Here is a 15,130-nt window from a genome sequence, read left to right as displayed (position 1 = left end):
TAAAACTACTAACAGAATATATTTTATAGTTCAGGGGAAGAGCTTATTTTAAATTTTTACGCAAAATTTTCTATTTTATTTTGGCGTTTCTGCCGCATTGTTTTGCCGTGTAATAAAGTGAGCATAAAATTGTTTTAAACAGCCATTCAGTGCCGGGCGAGATAAAAGGCTGTTTATATATTTTGCCAGCCTTTGCTTGCTTTATGGCGGTTTTTTGCCTAAGCTTTGCGCTGTTATAGTCAGGCCCAATGCCTGCCGCGGTCACAGCCGGCAGAAGTTGCGGTAAATTGGGCAGAAAATAATTAAACTGCTTGTGTCGCCGGTTGTTTGCGCGGGATTTACAGAATATATTTATACGAGCCATTTGCAGCGGGCAGAAGTGCGCGACTATCTTCTCGCTGCCCGTTTATTACGGCCGGGAAAAGAGTGATAAAGTGATTGATAAAATCGCAAAAAGTGAAGGCTGCCGGCCGGGCGATAATGGAGAAATTCCCCGTTTGTCTCAGCCGGCTGCCGATAAAGCGGCAATTCCGGCACAGGCGGCGGCAAAAGATGAAGGCCTGTTTAAAACCGGCAAGGCAAAGGCGATTTTTGCCACAATGGCGACTGTTGCTGTTGTCGGTGCGGCAATAGGTTTTGGCGCGCCGCTTATTGCCGCTATTATGACGGCCAATAATTTTTCCGACAGTGTTATCGGTTATAATGCGACAATGGGGGGAGCAGCGACCGTAATAGCGGCAATGGTAACGCCGCGCCTTGCGGTATATTTTGGTGTCGTGCCGCTTATTTTATCGATGCTGGTTGTCGGTGCCTTGAGCTTTTTGGGCTTTTATTGTTTTGACAGTGCAATAGCCTGGTTTGCCCTGCGCTTCAGCCTGCATTTTGCCATGACTATTATGTTTATCCTGTCGGAATTCTGGGTCAATAGTTCGGCCCCGGCTTTGCGGCGCGCTTTTATTTTATCTATTTACGCGGCCAGCATGGGGCTTGGGGTCACATTGGGGCCGATATTGTTTTCTTTTGTCGGCAGCCGGGGTTTTTTGCCTTTTGCCATTGGCTGTATCCTCATTGCTCTTGCGGCCGTTCCGGTTATTATGGCACGCCGCCTTGCCCCGCAATTTAAAGAGAGAAAACACCCGCCATTTCTGCATCATATATTTGCCTGGCCGGAATCCACTCTGGCTGCTTTTGTTTTCGGCGCGGTGCAGGTTGGCGCCGTATCGCTTATTATGCCTTTCGGCATGAATGCCGGCTATACGGAAACACAGGCAGGGCAGTTTTTAACGCTTTTGGCGCTGGGCAATGTGCTGTTGCTGGTGCCTATCAGTATTATCAGCGATCGCAGCCGCAAGGGCAAACTCATTGCCTGGCTGTGTGCGGTCAGCGGGTTTATCGGTGCCGCCATTGTGCCTTTTATTATTGAAAAAGGCCTGTGGCTGCGGCTGGATTTGTTTCTTTTGGGCGGGGTTTCTGCCGGTATATATACTTTGGGGCTGGCGCGGCTTGGCACTTATTTGAAAGGGCCGGAGCTGGCCGCTGCCAATTCTGCCTTTATTTTCTGTTATGGAATGGGCATATTAGCCGGCCCTGCCCTGACAGGTTTCGCCATGGATTATTACCCGGTAACCGGATTTTCCGACACAATGGCGGTCTTTTTCGGCCTATATGTGGTTTTTATGCTGTGCCTCTATCTGAAACGCGCGTTTCGCCCTTGACTTTCAGGCGGCAATGCTTTTTAACCGAAGCAAGCTTTTGTGTGCCCTTTAGCTTTGGGCGCGCATTATATCTCGCTCAGTGATTAAATGGATTCCAGATTATTATGGCTAAAGCGACAACAATCAAGATCAAGCTTTTGTCGACGGCAGATACCGGTTTTTTCTATGTTGCCAGGAAAAACAGCCGGACTATGACCGAGAAAATGACAAAGCGTAAATATGACCCGGTTGCGAAAAAGCATGTTGAATTTCGTGAGACGAAAATCAAATAGGCTGCTTTTGCATAAAATGCTTGCAGCACAGATAAAAGCCGCCTTAGTGCGGCTTTTTGTTATATTGAACTGTAAACAGCGCAATCGCTGCGGTTTATAAAGCCCTTGATCCTGCCATAAACAGACCGTAATCTGCAGTGCCGCCGGTTAGCGGTGGCTGCCCCAAATATATTTATTGGGCTGAGAGCCGTCACCAAAGCGGTTTGCGGCCGGATTATCATAATTGCGGCCGGGGCGTAATTGCGGCGCTTCAGCCGGTATTTTACGGCTCAATAAAGGCTGCATCTGATAGGCTCGCGCTTTCTGCGAGAAAGATTTCTGCTCTACCGGCGGTTTTACCATTTGCTGTGACACAAAGGGATTTATCCGATTAGGGCGGTATGAAACGCCTTTATCCAGAAAATCCGCACTGGACAAGCCTGTTCCTGCCAATAGGAGGCAAAGAGTTACAAGGATCTTTTTCATTTTACCAATCCTGATATGTTTACTTCTGCCGGTAAAATGCCTGTATCTTCTTCAAGTTCCATTATAATATACTAAAATAATTTTCAGGGGGAAATTTACAGAAAAATAGCTCATAATGGCACAGATTGGCGCAATTTGCTGCCGCCGAGGCCTGTTTGTGCCTTTAATGAGGCCGAAAAACTGTCAGACATAGCAGGGAATTTTGAAACAGAGAAGAACAAAAGGCAGACAAAACCTGCCAAACCTGCCTGGAAAAGTCCCAGACTTTTTCAGGAACAAAATCTTTCATCAAAAAAATATAAAGTAAAATCAACGGTATAAATGGTGAGCGCGCAGGGATTCGAACCCTGGACCTACTGATTAAAAGTCAGTTGCTCTACCGGCTGAGCTACGCGCTCTCTTATCAGCCCCTTTGCCGAAGAGATGGGCGGGAACATAGGGAGGAAGAAGCGCAAGGTCAATAGTTTTTTTACAAACAGGCAAAGTTTCTGCCGCTAATTTTGCTGTTATCGACAAATTGTGATTTGACCGCCTTTTCCGGCGGCTATAATGCAGCAGCGGCCAACCGCATTTTGCCCGGCTTATGCGCGCCTGTTCTTCGTTGCGCCCGCCGCCCGCCAACCCGGGCGCTGTTTGCACGGCTTACGCGCACCTGTTCTTCGTTGCGCCCGCCGCCCGCCAACCCGGGCGCTGTTTGCACGGCTTATGCGCACCTGCTCTTTGTTGCACCCAAAGCCCGCCAACCCGGGCACTGTTTGCACGGCTTATGCGCGCCTGCTCTTTGTTGCGCCTGCCGCCCGCCAACCCGGGCGCTGTTTGCACGGCTTACGCGCACCTGTTCTTCGTTGCGCCCGCCGCCCGCCAACCCGGGCGCTGTTTGCACGGCTTACGCGCACCTGCTCTTTGTTGCACCCAAAGCCCGCCAACCCGGGCGCTGTTTGCACGCTCCGCGCGCCCCTTCGGTTTGCACGGCTTACGCGCGCCCCTTCGGTTTCTGATGAACTATAATTATGGGCGGGTCTTTTGTGCCCATACTGCCTTGCTGCACCGGCTCTATCTATTTATCCAGAAATTTTTTAATTGTAGCAATAAAATGCGGCACTGAAATCGGCTTGGACATATAATCTTCGCTGCCGGCGCGGCGGATTTTTTCTTCATCACCTTTCATGGCAAAAGCGGTTACGGCAATAACAGGGATAGAGCGCAATTCGGCATCGGCTTTCAGCTTTTTGGTCACATCAAGGCCGGAAATTTCCGGTAGTTGAATATCCATTAAAATCAGATCCGGGCGGTGCGCGCGCGCCAGCTCCAAAACATCAAGCCCGCTGCGAGTCAGCACGGTCTCATAACCGTTTACTTCCACCAAATCGCGGAACAATTTCATATTCAGCTCATTATCTTCAACAATCATGACCTTTTTAGCCATTTTTCTCTCCGATTTTCAGCCGGAACAAGCGGCAAAACCTGTTTGCTTTTTAACAGAAATGTTTTAACCTGACGCCGCTTGAAAGACTATTAAAAAATAATACATTATGGCAAAATCCTGCACATATTGCGAAGCCGAATTACTGGCTATTGAAGCCTTGGCCTTTATTGCCGGCGAACAAAAATTGCTGGAGCGTTTTGTCGCCCTTAGCGGCATTGCTCCAGAGGCCATGCGTCAGGCGGCCGCGGCACCAGGTTTTCTTGCCGGTGTTTTAGGCTTTTTATTACATAATGAGCCGGATTTACTGGCTTTTTGCGCCCATACACAGCGGCAGCCCGCTTTGGTCGCTCAAGCTGCGGCACAATTACCGGGCGGGGAAATTATAACCCCGAAAATCCCTTTATAAATCCGGGGCCGGCAGGCAAAAAATTCAAGGCAACAGGCTCCGCCGGCCGGTTTTTCTCTTGCGATAATTTTTGTTGAAACGACGCTCCAAAAAACGCAGCAGCAGCGATAAAATAAAAGACATAACCCAATAAAGCACTGCTGCCGTGATAAAAATTTCATAAGGCGCATAAGTTTCGGCATAGAGGTTTTTCGCTGTTCCTGTCAGCTCCATCACCGTTATCACACTGGCGAGCGAGGTGGATTTCAGCATAATCAGCACTTCATTACCATAAGCGGGCAGCGCCATGCGGAAGGCTTGCGGCCAGACAATATAGCAATATTGCTGCCAAAGCTTGAAGCCGCAAGCGCGGGCGGCTTCAAGCTCCCCGGCGGGGACAGCCAAAATAGCGCCTTTAAAAATATTGGCAGTATAGGCTGCGGTATTCAAAGAAAAGCCGATTAAAGCGCACATAAAAGCCTGACGCAAATAAGGCCATAAAAAACTGTCGCGAATATAATCAAACTGTGCCAGCCCGCCATAAATCAGAAAGAGCTGCACCAGCAGCGGGGTGCCGCGAAAAACAAACATATAAATTTCGGCCATAAAGGCAGCGGCACCGCGGCGGCGTGCTGCTGCCAGCCCCAGCGGCACAGCTAAAATCAGGCCGACAAACAGCGAAATAAAAGTCAGCTCCATTGTCATTATGCAGGCATGCAGCAGCGCCGGCAGTGATTCCCACATCAGGGCGAAATCCATCAGGCTGCCCTCCGCTCATAATGTGACAATCGCTTTTCCAGCAGGCGAATCCCGACAAGATTGACAAGAGTCAAAAATAGATAAATAGCCGCCGCCATAGCATAAAAACTGAATGGCTTATGGGTAAAGGCAACGGCAATATCTGTTGTTCCCATAATTTCCTGCAGGCCGATAATAGAGACCAGCGAAGTATCCTTTAACAGCGACAGCCAGTTATTGGCCAGGCCAGGCAAAGCATAACGCCATAAAAACGGCAGACGAATATAATAAAAAACCGCCCGGCGCGACAGGCCGATAGCCTCTCCCGCCTCTATCTGCCCGCGCGGCATGGCCAGTAGCGCCCCGCGAATATTTTCAGCCGCATAAGCGCCAAAAACCAGACTCAGGGCAAAAGCTCCAGCCAGATAAGCCGGAATTTCCACATAAGAGCCGCCAAACAGGCGAGCATTCAGAGCAGTAAGTGTTACTGCGCCGCCATAGAAAATAATAAAAATAACCAAAAGCTCGGGTATACCGCGCAAAGCGGAAACATAAATATCTGCCGCTTTGCGCAAAATATAATGAGAGGACGCTTTGGCCCAGGCCACCAGCAGCCCCCAGATCAGCCCAAAAATGAGCGATAATAGCGCTATTTCAACCGTCAGCAGCGCTGCGGCAGCCAGTTGCCTCCCCCAGGCTGAAAATATATCCATTATGCTGCCTCTGCCCATTGCCGCCGCCCCGGCCGGCAGCAGTCCGCACACCGCTCCGACCGGTTTAAACAAAGCACAATATAATAAAGATAACGGCAAAAAGGCCGATACCGGTTCTGCCCCAGGGCTACCCCAAAGCCGCCAGTTACACTTGCAGGCAGACCGCTCTGATTACCGGCCGGCACAGCTCACGGCTTGACTGAAAAAGACCAATATTTGCGGTTGATTTTATCATAAGTGCCGTCACGCATCATGGCCTTGACAGCCATATTAACCTGATCACGCAGCGCCGTATTGCCCTTGCGCAGCACCACGGCCGAGCCTTCGCCCAAAACGGCGTAATCCTCTATTTTCGGGCCGATAAAAGCGAAATCTTTATTATCGGTTTTATGCAAAAAATCTGCTTCCACTTTCGGCATATCGGTAAAAACCAGATCAATGCGCCCGGCTTTTAAATCCATCAAGGCGTCGTCAATCGTGCCATAGCGTGTCAAATTAACACCGGGATATGTTTTTTGCAGATATTTTTCATAAATGGAAGCACGCAAAACCCCCACTGCCTTGCCGGCAACAAAATCGGCTGCCAGCCTGCCTGTGCTGTCCAGCGGTGCTTTTGCGGCAGATTTCAGGCCGACAAAAGCTGACGGCGCCCGATAATAAGGCAGGCTGAAATCCACCCGCCGGGCGCGCTCAGGCGTTATATCCATTGCCGCAATAATCACATCATATTTGCCTACCATCAAACCGGGGATAAGCCCGTCCCAGGCAACACATTGATGCTGCATGGTCATATTCAGACGGCGGGCGATTTCTTCAGCAATATCAATATCAAACCCCTGCAGCCGCCCGCTGGAATCCTTATAGGTAAAAGGCGGATAAGTGCAGTCGCCGCCGACTTTCAGCACATTCTCAGCCCTTGCTGCCTGTGCACAAAACACGGCCATAAAAGCAGCGCCCAGAATAAGAGCGGCAGTAACCGCCTTTTTTAAAAAACATACCTCGCCGGAATTCCACCGCATTACAGCCTCCGGTTTTTTTTGCAAAAACTACGCCGCCCCCCGCAGCCCCAAACCCTTATTTACCTTCCCCAATCCCCTGTCATGGCGATATATTATCGGCCTGCCGGGAAATCTAACATATTTCACTGCCTCTGCCTATAGGCCGGTATTACATTTCGCGCCGTAAAAAAGCACGACAGCGCGCCGATTTCGGCGTGTCGAACAGGCTTTTTGCCGTTCCCTGCTCTTCTATTACCCCCTGGTAGAGAAATATCACTTTATCCGAAACTTCACGGGCAAAAGCCATTTCATGAGTGACCAGAATCATTGTCCGCCCTTCTTCTGCCAGTTCACGCATCAGCGCCAAAACTTCCCCCACTAATTGCGGGTCGAGCGCCGAAGTCGGCTCATCAAACAACATTAATTTCGGATTCATCGCCAAAGCGCGGGCAATCGCCACTCTTTGGCTCTGCCCGCCGGAAAGCTGCGCCGGATAGCTGTTGCGCTTGTCATAAAGACCGACCCGCTGCAATAAATGCTCTGCCCGCTCCCGCGCCTCCGGCCTGGAAATACCCAGAACTTTTTGCGGCGCCAGCATAATATTTTCGGCCGCGGTCATGAAACTCCACAAATTAAAGCTCTGAAAAACCATGGCTGTCTGCGCCCGCAAAGCCAGTAATTGCCGGGCATCGGCCTTGACAATTTTGCCGCGGCGCCGGGAAAATTCTATTTCCTCACCGGCAAAAGCCAGCGAACCTTCATCAGGCAGCTCCAGGCAGTTCAGACAGCGCAGAAAAGTGCTCTTGCCTGAACCGGAAGAGCCGATTATCGAAATAACATTATGGGCGCGGGCTGTCAGGCTGACACTTTTCAACACTTCCAGATCGCCAAAACTTTTCCGGATATTTTTCGCTTCCAGAACCGGTTTTTTCATCAGGCCGCATGCTCCTTCCCCACCCTCAGGCAACAGGCCGCAGGCTCTGCGCGCAATAGCGGCAGGCACCCCCCTTCAGCAGCAGATTTTCCGGCAGACTGCCAGACAAACACGCTCTGACACCGCCCCGGCAAAGCCCGTTTTATAATGCTGCTTTATCAAGCCTTTATCGGATAATCAATAATATTGCGCCCCATCAGGCTGGCGGTCAATTCCGTCATTAATTTTGCCGTCCGGCCGCGCTCATCAAGAAAAGGGTTTAATTCAGCCAGATCAAGGCTGCTTGTCAGGCCGCTATCATGCAGCATTTCCATAATCAAATGCGCTTCCCGATAAGTAGCGCCACCGGTCACCGCCGTGCCGACAGCCGGAGCAATAGCGGGATCCAGAAAATCCACATCAAGACTGACATGCAAAAATCCCTCAGCCTTTTTCACCTTTTCAAGAAAACGGCGCAACAGGGCAACCACACCATATTCGTCAATAGCGCGCATATCATAAAGCGTTATTTCGGTTTTTTTCAGTGCCTGCCGTTCAGCCGCATCAACGCTGCGCAAACCGAGCATGCAAATATTCGCCGGCGGCACAGCAGCAGGGAGCGGCGGGTAAAAACCTTCAAATCCCGGCTGCCCGCTAAAATAAGCCACCGGTGTGCCGTGCAAATTGCCGCTTATTGTTGTTGCCAGATTATGAAAATCGCTATGTGTATCCAGCCATAAGACGAAAAGCGGCTTTTTGACCCTGGCCGCATAATGGGCAATACCGGCAACCGTGCCGGCGGCCATAATATGATCCCCGCCCATAAAAACAGGAAAGCCCTTGCCCATTTGCTCATAAGCCGTTTTTTCAATCGCGGCAATCCAGCCGTAAACTTTTTCCAGCCGGTAGAGGCTGCTATTGGCATGGCGCAGCCTGGGTGCCTTGGCCGGAGCAATATCGCCAATATCGCTCACTTTATGACCAAGCTCCTGCAAAACAGAGACAATAGCCGCAGTGCGATAGGCAGAAGGCCCCATTTCGCAGCCCAAACGGCGCGCCCCGTCCTGCACAGGGACACCGACAAGTCTGATATTTTCAGATTTCACCATTGCTTTATGCCTTGTTTCTGCTCTCAAGCCTTTTCTATAACAAGTTTTTTACCCTCGGAAAATATTTTTTTGCCCAAAACAGCGAGGATAGCGATTTTTCCAAATTCTCAGGCGCAAGCGGCAAAACAGCCGGATTATCTGCCGGACAAAAAGCTCAGCCAATTTATCGTGCGGCAAAAGCCGGTATTTATTCTCTTTGCCTGCGACAATATGCCTGTTTCAAACCGGCGCGACCGGCTTTTTATCTGCTATTTTATGCTGTAAAGGTTAAATGATTATGGGAGAGCTGCCCGGTTCTGCCGCTTGGTGTGCGTGTACCCGGCAGCGGGCGGAGGGCGACCATTGTCGTGATTATGCCTCGCAACAAACAGGGATATTTATGAAATCCGCTATATCCTTTCTGCTGCCCGTTATAACTGCTTCTGTTTTGCTGCTTTTGCCGGTGCCGCAAGGCCTGTCGCCGCAGGCCTGGCATTTTTTCGCCATTTTTGCTGCCACTATTGTCGGCCTTATTCTGGAGCCGCTGCCGGGCGCGGTTGTCAGTCTGGCAGCCACGGTTCTTATTGCCGTTTTCAGCCCTTATTTCCTTTTTTCCCCCGCTGAGCTTGAAGCACCGGGCTTTAACATGCCGGTGCAGGCCTTTAAATGGGCGGTTACCGGCTTTGCCGATGCAACAGTCTGGCTGATTATCGGCGCTTTCATGTTTGCCGCCGGCTATAAAAAGACCCGTTTTGGCGAGCGGCTGGCGTTGATTTTGGTCAAATATCTGGGCAAACGCACTTTAACTCTGGGCTATGCCGTCACTTTTGCCGATCTGGCGCTGGCGCCCTTTACACCTTCCAATACAGCGCGCAGCGGCGGCACAATTTACCCCATTATTGCCAATTTGCCGCCGCTTTATGATTCCCGCCCCAATAGTGCCAGCGCCCGCAAAATCGGCTCTTATCTCATGTGGGTGGCCATTACCGCCACCTGTATTACCAGCTCATTATTCATGACCGCACTCGCGCCCAATATTTTATCATTAGGGCTTATTAAAAAAGCTGTCGGGCTGGATATTTCGTGGGCAGCATGGTTTGTCTCTTTCCTGCCTCTGGGCGCGCTGCTGCTGCTGGCCATGCCTTTGCTGGTTTACTGGATTTACCCGCCGGGAGTGAAATATAATGAAGAAGTGCCGCGCTGGGCAGAGCAGCAGTTGCAGGCACTGGGTTCTTTATCGCGCAAGGAAATTTTGCTGCTGGCTCTGGTGATTCTGGCGCTGGTTTTGTGGATTTTTGCGACAAACTGGCTGGTTCCGGCCATGGCGGCTTTGCTGGTTATTGTGCTCATGCTGATAAGCGGTGTGCTGGAATGGGAGGATATTACCGGCAATAAAGCAGCGTGGAATACTTTTATCTGGTTCGCCACTTTGGTCACTCTGGCGGCCGGCCTGGCCAAAACCGGCTTTATTGCCTGGCTGGGTGCCAAAGGCGGCCTGTTGCTGCAAGGCAGCAGCCCGTTTACGGCCATTATAATCCTGACAATCGCTTTTTATCTGCTGCATTATCTCTTTGCCAGCACTACCGCTCACACTATGGCTTTATTGCCGGCAATTCTGGCTATTGGCCAGGCTGTTCCCGGCATTAATATGCAGGTTTTGTGCCTAGTATTGGTAACATCGCTCGGCCTGATGGGTATTTTGACGCCTTACGGCACCGGCCCCAGCCCTGTTTATTATGGCAGCGGTTATCTGCCGGCGCGGGATTACTGGCGGCTGGGCGCTATTTTCGGTTTGCTGTTTTTATTTTTGCAACTGACTATTATTTATCCATGGGTTAATATGCTGTTTGGCTGAATTATTTATTAGAAAAGTATCGGGGCAAGACTATCCCAAGGTTATTTTCTCTTATTTACAATATCCTCGTAAGGCCCTAAAAACCGGCTACCATTAAAATGTATTAAATGAGATGGCGCATCTGCAATCCAAACGTCCGTTTCCCAAGCGAGGTCGCCTAAATATTTGGCCATGAGAGTTCTGTTTGGAAAAGCGGTTACATAAACTAATCCTATTTTTGATCTTGAAAAAAGTTCAGACAACTCTCCATAACGCTTACCATTAACAGGGCCGTGGCTGGTCACGGATTCTACTAAAAGTAGCCAATTTTTTTCACTATAATACAAAACTACATCGGGCATTTTTCCATGAGAGTCCACGGCTACACCCAGCGACTTTAAAAGATCAATATTAAAATATGCCCATTTTTCACCCGTGTCGCCAACATAAATAAGTTCGCTATTGGGCGCAAAGCGAGGCGCAAAATTCTCGATAACACAGCGAATAAGCTCACTATGGGCACCCGGACTTAAGTCTATCTCTTTATCTCGAGAAATCTTAACAGGAACACGGTTTTGTTTCCGTTCTTTCGCATATTTAACGATAAGAGTCTCATGTCCGGCTAAGTAGGTTTCAATATTTTTTTCCCATTCTAGAGTTCCGAAAGTACGTAACAATGTAAGTGCTTCCGGTGCGATTTGATAAACTGCCCTAGGGCTATTTACCGCTCTATTAGGTTTATCGGGATTATATAAGGCTATTCCTGCTTCACAAAATTGATGCATAGACTGACGACGAAATGTCTCTCTGGTGTTCGGAGCATAATCTCTACCATAACACTCTCTAACCCAATCCATAATGGGTGTAATGCCAATGAGACGACTTTCGGCGTTAGCCCAAATTTTCTCAGGCGTCAGATTCAATATGGCTAATAAACACAAAGCAGTCCGATCATTTTGCTGCGCAGTAGGCATTCCTAAAGAGGCAATAATCGTTTTTGCATCTCTTATATGACCATTTTTATCATTCATGAAATTTGAATCCTACCTTAGTATCAATTTGCTCCTGCGTGAGCGTCCCTTTTTCAATAGCCCACGCACCGATCTGCATAAGAATTTTGCGACTAGGGTAGTTTATGGCCTTAAGATCAGTAACGTTAACTTGAGTATGGCCGTTAAATTCCCTAAAATGCCTATCTATTGCCGTTGTGTTAAGAAATATAGCCAATCCATAAGCCAACTCACGAGGTAATCCGCATTTATCAGCATGGAATATATTTAAATGGTTTTCAAATCCAAGCATTGGGTATCCAGCGAATATTTCAGGATTAATCACACTCGCGATAATTCGCCGCTTTTCTTCTTTCGGCGAAAATCTGCGAACCGCACAGTAGAAACCGTTAGGATAAAGCCATTTCCTAGTATCATTATTTAATATTATCGCGTTCGGCTTTCTTGCTCTGTGATTAGGCCATCGTATTTCCGATATATTCCCTAAATGAGATGGATAAATCAAGGGAACAGTGCCTGTTTCAGGCATAGCACAAAGCTGCTCTTTTAAGCGAAAATCTACAACAGGCCCGGTTGATACCCTGATGCCAATATCTGTCAAAGAATAGCGCGCAGCTTCAGGCAGTTCTGTAATGCTCTCTCCTTTTACGCTAGGAATACGGATAAACTGCTCTATATCATCAGGAAATATGATCTGTTCAACAGGGCACTCACGGGTAACCATATCTGTCAGATTACCATCCAACGAATTAGAAATTAACACCTTTTCTTGCTTTTTCTGTTCACAGCGCTCTAAGCGAATAACAATATTTTCTTGCAAAACCTTATCATCTTCAAAGATTTTATCTCTCGATTCAAATAAATGAATATGCCTAATAACAGTTCGATCCAAAATAAACTTTCTAAATGGGCGATAATATGGTCCATTACAAAAACTTCGCGGAATAATCGCTACAATCTGCCCATTCAGCGCAGTCTCTGTCACGGCTAAAGCGACAAAAGCTGAATACAAATTTACAACCTCAATCCCGACACGGCGTAAAGCGGCCCGCTGTGACGAATTTGAGCTAATCTTCTTATATGGTGGATTGAGTATTACATGCGTATATTTTTGAAGTTTAATATTTTTGTTTGTGGCCGATTCGATATAATCTTCTAATCTAATATCGGTGCTGACATTATCATAAGCATATAAATGCTGTTTTAAGTAATGACCAATCTCACGATCAATCTCGTAGGCTGTTATAGCTACAGAATTAAATTGGAACCCACCATTAATCCAACGATCGAGAAACGCACATGATAAAGCACCAAAACCTGCTCCTGCGTCTAAGAGACAGCACTTTGGTAACACACTCGGCGGAAACAAAGAAGCCATAAAAGAAGCTATATTCCCCGGTGTCATAAATTGGCTGAACTTAAGCTTACGATCAGGAGCAATAGGCTGGGTGACTTCTCTACGCATTTTATTGGTAACATAAAGCCGTCGAAGCATTGAAGCCCTATATAAACAGTTGGCAAAAATAGATCTGCTATTATTTATATATCAACAGAATCTTTCTTATGAGAAGATTTACTTCTATTTTATAGAGAAAGCTATCCATAAAAAAGTATCTACACCAAGTACAGCTAAGCGGCTGCATCAAGCCGCGGTATCGCCCTCTATTAATTGATAGCTTTTATCCAATAATTCAAAGCGGAAGGATTCCGCTTTCGGAATAATAATACGCTTATCCTTGGTTACAAAAATCGCTTCTATTGCCGGCAGCGGAATAGAAGAAGCGACAGAGCCAGGCTCGTTACCCTTTTCACTATCCGGCCGGCGGCCGGAATTTGCCCTATGGCGCAAAAATTTCAGCGCCTTTTCCAGCCCAAAACCATAAAGCAGGCTTGTCCATATTTCACCGTCAACCGATTTATCCGATATAATCGTCACGCTCATCAAATCATTATGCAGTGGATAACCAGTGCACGGGTCAAAAATATGGTGATAAAAAGCCGCTTTGCCGTCACTTTGCCGCTTTGCTGAAGGCAGGCTCTCCAAGCTGTGAAGAGCAGGCTTTACCGCGGCGGCGAGCTGCCGCTCCCCGAAAACTGCCGGCACCGCTATTTCCGCCATTCTTCCGCCGCTGCTATGCTCACGCGCCCGCCCCCGCGCCGCTGCCTCTATAACAGCCTTTTCTTCTTCTGCTCTATCCGGCCTTGCTCCTGTCTGTATTGCCGCGGCCATAGCTGCCGCATAATCGCGATTATTCTTCTGCTCATCTCCGCCGCTCATAAAATAACGCTCATAAATACCGGAGGTCACAACAGATTTGCCGGCCATATGAATAAGGCCAAGCACATTATGCCTGGAAGCAAAAGGCTTTTGCAGGCCAACACGCCAGTTTTTCAGCCCTTTATCGCTCTCACCGGCAGGCAAAGCCGCTTTTGGCGCACCCAGGCTGTGAATATTACCGCCAAGATTGATAAGCGCTGCTTTTACACCGCTTTTTTGCAAAAAACTCTTCACACAATCGGCAATAAAGCCTTTGGCAATAGCGCCTAAATCCAGTGCCATGCCGCGTTGCGGCAAAAAAACCGAGCAATCGCCGGCATTCAATATTACAGCATGGGGATTACTCAAGGGCAATAAAGCTGCTATTTCAGCCGGCAGCGGAATATGTGCGCGCGCAAAACCAATATTCCACGCTTTCACAATCGGACCAATGGCAAAATTAAAACAACTGCCCTCATAAAGCCCGACTTTTTGCGCCTGTTGCAGCAGAGCAAAAACTTCAGGCTTGACCTTCACCGGCCTTTGCCCGGCCGCCGCATTAACCGCAGCGATTTCCGAAACGCTGCCGCTCCCGGCACAGCGATTAACCGTCAGCCTGTCTTCCCAATTTTTAATCAGCAAAAAAGCCTGTCTGGCTATTATGTCCTGCCTTTCATAAAATTTCAGCACAATATCGCTGCCCATCAACACGGTTTGATATGTATAAGACGGCACGGGCGACATAATCCGGCTTTCATTCCCATCTCTGCTTATATCAGGCGCGGCCGGCAGAACAGCCGCAGACAGCGGCCGCGCCCGCTCAACATACAGCGCAGCCAACACCCCGCCGGCACAGCCGGCGGCTGCCTCAGCGCTTGAACTTATGCGCCGCGGCCTGCCGCCCGGCAGTTATGCCGAAGATAATAATATCAGCCACGGCATTGCCGCCAATACGATTACCGCCATGCACACCGCCCGCCACTCTCTTGCGCTTCCCCGGGCACAAAACATTTGGCAGAATTTCTTCGCCATATACCTCCATTTATCGTATAAAAGCCGCCTTTGTCCGGCCGGGCGCTTAAGCTGCCAATGCTTTATACCGTCTTGGCGGGTTGTTAACCGCTCCCGCAAACGTTACTTTTACGCCTGCTCCACAGGCGCGGCGACAAAACAGGCGCAAACAGCAGCAGCGCCCGCTCAACATACAGCCACACCCTGCCAAACCTCGTCGGCGCCCAGCTTGCAGGATCAGCGCAGCCCGCGCCCCGCCGGGCGCTAGCCGGCGCTATACTCCCCTTGCTGCGCGTTAGTAACAA

15 protein-coding genes and 1 tRNA gene are annotated in these 15,130 nt (G+C 49.0%); 4 read left to right on the top strand and 12 right to left on the bottom strand.

Annotated elements, in window-relative coordinates:
• Window positions 1-434: 434 nt before the first annotated feature.
• Window positions 435-1,715 (top strand): MFS transporter, encoded by a 1,281-nt coding sequence (locus DPQ22_RS01715; protein WP_246681430.1) that lies wholly within the window; start codon window positions 435-437, stop codon window positions 1,713-1,715.
• 104 nt (window positions 1,716-1,819) lie between these two features.
• Window positions 1,820-1,987, top strand: a complete 168-nt coding sequence (gene rpmG, locus DPQ22_RS01710) for a 50S ribosomal protein L33 (protein ID WP_150212862.1) — start codon at window positions 1,820-1,822, stop codon at window positions 1,985-1,987.
• A gap of 147 nt (window positions 1,988-2,134) precedes the next feature.
• Here the strand turns inward: rpmG and DPQ22_RS01705 are convergent, their stop codons facing one another.
• The 3 genes from DPQ22_RS01705 to DPQ22_RS01695 all read right to left on the bottom strand — a co-directional run bounded on the left by DPQ22_RS01705 (window position 2,135) and on the right by DPQ22_RS01695 (window position 3,878).
• Window positions 2,135-2,452 carry a hypothetical protein gene (locus DPQ22_RS01705; protein WP_150212861.1) on the bottom strand — a complete coding sequence of 106 codons (318 nt, stop codon included), beginning with the start codon at window positions 2,450-2,452 and terminating at the stop codon, window positions 2,135-2,137.
• A 322-nt stretch (window positions 2,453-2,774) separates the two neighbouring features.
• Window positions 2,775-2,850, bottom strand: a tRNA-Lys gene (locus DPQ22_RS01700).
• Window positions 2,851-3,509: 659 nt separating this feature from the next.
• Window positions 3,510-3,878 (bottom strand): response regulator, encoded by a 369-nt coding sequence (locus DPQ22_RS01695; protein WP_150212860.1) that lies wholly within the window; start codon window positions 3,876-3,878, stop codon window positions 3,510-3,512.
• Window positions 3,879-3,984: 106 nt separating this feature from the next.
• On the opposite strand from DPQ22_RS01695, the gene DPQ22_RS01690 reads away from it, so the two are divergent.
• A complete protein-coding gene (locus tag DPQ22_RS01690; protein WP_150212859.1) occupies window positions 3,985-4,284 on the top strand; it encodes a DUF3572 domain-containing protein in 300 nt (99 codons plus the stop codon).
• A gap of 24 nt (window positions 4,285-4,308) precedes the next feature.
• Here DPQ22_RS01690 and DPQ22_RS01685 read toward each other — a convergent pair whose 3' ends face one another.
• The 5 genes from DPQ22_RS01685 to rocF all read right to left on the bottom strand — a co-directional run bounded on the left by DPQ22_RS01685 (window position 4,309) and on the right by rocF (window position 8,734).
• Complete coding sequence (locus DPQ22_RS01685; RefSeq protein ID WP_150212858.1) at window positions 4,309-5,022, bottom strand: ABC transporter permease; 714 nt, start codon at window positions 5,020-5,022, stop codon at window positions 4,309-4,311.
• Window positions 5,022-5,714, bottom strand: a complete 693-nt coding sequence (locus tag DPQ22_RS01680) for an ABC transporter permease (protein WP_190323091.1) — start codon at window positions 5,712-5,714, stop codon at window positions 5,022-5,024. Before DPQ22_RS01680 ends, DPQ22_RS01685 begins: the two co-directional genes overlap by 1 nt.
• 188 nt (window positions 5,715-5,902) lie before the next feature.
• Window positions 5,903-6,733 (bottom strand): transporter substrate-binding domain-containing protein, encoded by an 831-nt coding sequence (locus DPQ22_RS01675; RefSeq protein WP_150212856.1) that lies wholly within the window; start codon window positions 6,731-6,733, stop codon window positions 5,903-5,905.
• Window positions 6,734-6,881: 148 nt separating this feature from the next.
• Window positions 6,882-7,646, bottom strand: coding sequence for an ATP-binding cassette domain-containing protein (locus DPQ22_RS01670; RefSeq protein ID WP_150212855.1), 765 nt, complete (start codon window positions 7,644-7,646; stop codon window positions 6,882-6,884).
• Window positions 7,647-7,804: 158 nt separating this feature from the next.
• Entirely contained in the window at window positions 7,805-8,734 is a 930-nt protein-coding gene (gene rocF, locus DPQ22_RS01665; RefSeq protein ID WP_150212854.1) for an arginase, read from the bottom strand.
• 379 nt (window positions 8,735-9,113) lie between these two features.
• Here rocF and DPQ22_RS01660 point away from each other — a divergent pair, with 379 nt between their 5' ends.
• Window positions 9,114-10,568 (top strand): DASS family sodium-coupled anion symporter, encoded by a 1,455-nt coding sequence (locus DPQ22_RS01660; protein WP_150212853.1) that lies wholly within the window; start codon window positions 9,114-9,116, stop codon window positions 10,566-10,568.
• Between the two features lie 41 nt (window positions 10,569-10,609).
• Here DPQ22_RS01660 and DPQ22_RS01655 read toward each other — a convergent pair whose 3' ends face one another.
• The 4 genes from DPQ22_RS01655 to DPQ22_RS08730 all read right to left on the bottom strand — a co-directional run bounded on the left by DPQ22_RS01655 (window position 10,610) and on the right by DPQ22_RS08730 (window position 14,856).
• Entirely contained in the window at window positions 10,610-11,578 is a 969-nt protein-coding gene (locus DPQ22_RS01655) for a BsuBI/PstI family type II restriction endonuclease (protein WP_150212852.1), read from the bottom strand.
• Window positions 11,571-13,052, bottom strand: a complete 1,482-nt coding sequence (locus tag DPQ22_RS01650; RefSeq protein ID WP_150212851.1) for an Eco57I restriction-modification methylase domain-containing protein — start codon at window positions 13,050-13,052, stop codon at window positions 11,571-11,573. The genes DPQ22_RS01655 and DPQ22_RS01650 overlap by 8 nt, the downstream gene beginning before the upstream one ends.
• A gap of 147 nt (window positions 13,053-13,199) precedes the next feature.
• On the bottom strand, window positions 13,200-14,558 hold the full coding sequence (locus DPQ22_RS09025) for an FAD:protein FMN transferase (RefSeq protein WP_150212850.1): 1,359 nt from the start codon (window positions 14,556-14,558) through the stop codon (window positions 13,200-13,202).
• A gap of 124 nt (window positions 14,559-14,682) precedes the next feature.
• A complete protein-coding gene (locus tag DPQ22_RS08730) occupies window positions 14,683-14,856 on the bottom strand; it encodes a hypothetical protein (RefSeq protein WP_190323090.1) in 174 nt (57 codons plus the stop codon).
• Window positions 14,857-15,130: the final 274 nt, after the last annotated feature.

Source organism: Candidatus Tokpelaia sp., from assembly GCF_008636115.1.
Classification (GTDB): Bacteria; Pseudomonadota; Alphaproteobacteria; order Rhizobiales; family Rhizobiaceae; genus QLZD01.
The sequence above is the reverse complement of the archived record's forward strand: the minus strand, read 5'-3'. Positions and strand labels throughout refer to the sequence as shown.

Coding starts and splice junctions, on each gene's coding strand:
- rpmG (WP_150212862.1), top strand. CDS start 1,820: ATGGCTAAAGCGACAACAATCAAGATCAAGCTTTTGTCGACGGCAGAT.
- DPQ22_RS01705 (WP_150212861.1), bottom strand. CDS start 2,452: ATGAAAAAGATCCTTGTAACTCTTTGCCTCCTATTGGCAGGAACAGGC.
- DPQ22_RS01695 (WP_150212860.1), bottom strand. CDS start 3,878: ATGGCTAAAAAGGTCATGATTGTTGAAGATAATGAGCTGAATATGAAA.
- DPQ22_RS01690 (WP_150212859.1), top strand. CDS start 3,985: ATGGCAAAATCCTGCACATATTGCGAAGCCGAATTACTGGCTATTGAA.
- DPQ22_RS01685 (WP_150212858.1), bottom strand. CDS start 5,022: ATGGATTTCGCCCTGATGTGGGAATCACTGCCGGCGCTGCTGCATGCC.
- DPQ22_RS01680 (WP_190323091.1), bottom strand. CDS start 5,714: ATGGATATATTTTCAGCCTGGGGGAGGCAACTGGCTGCCGCAGCGCTG.
- DPQ22_RS01675 (WP_150212856.1), bottom strand. CDS start 6,733: ATGCGGTGGAATTCCGGCGAGGTATGTTTTTTAAAAAAGGCGGTTACT.
- DPQ22_RS01670 (WP_150212855.1), bottom strand. CDS start 7,646: ATGAAAAAACCGGTTCTGGAAGCGAAAAATATCCGGAAAAGTTTTGGC.
- rocF (WP_150212854.1), bottom strand. CDS start 8,734: ATGGTGAAATCTGAAAATATCAGACTTGTCGGTGTCCCTGTGCAGGAC.
- DPQ22_RS01660 (WP_150212853.1), top strand. CDS start 9,114: ATGAAATCCGCTATATCCTTTCTGCTGCCCGTTATAACTGCTTCTGTT.
- DPQ22_RS01655 (WP_150212852.1), bottom strand. CDS start 11,578: ATGAATGATAAAAATGGTCATATAAGAGATGCAAAAACGATTATTGCC.
- DPQ22_RS01650 (WP_150212851.1), bottom strand. CDS start 13,052: ATGCTTCGACGGCTTTATGTTACCAATAAAATGCGTAGAGAAGTCACC.
- DPQ22_RS09025 (WP_150212850.1), bottom strand. CDS start 14,558: ATGTCGCCCGTGCCGTCTTATACATATCAAACCGTGTTGATGGGCAGC.
- DPQ22_RS08730 (WP_190323090.1), bottom strand. CDS start 14,856: ATGGAGGTATATGGCGAAGAAATTCTGCCAAATGTTTTGTGCCCGGGG.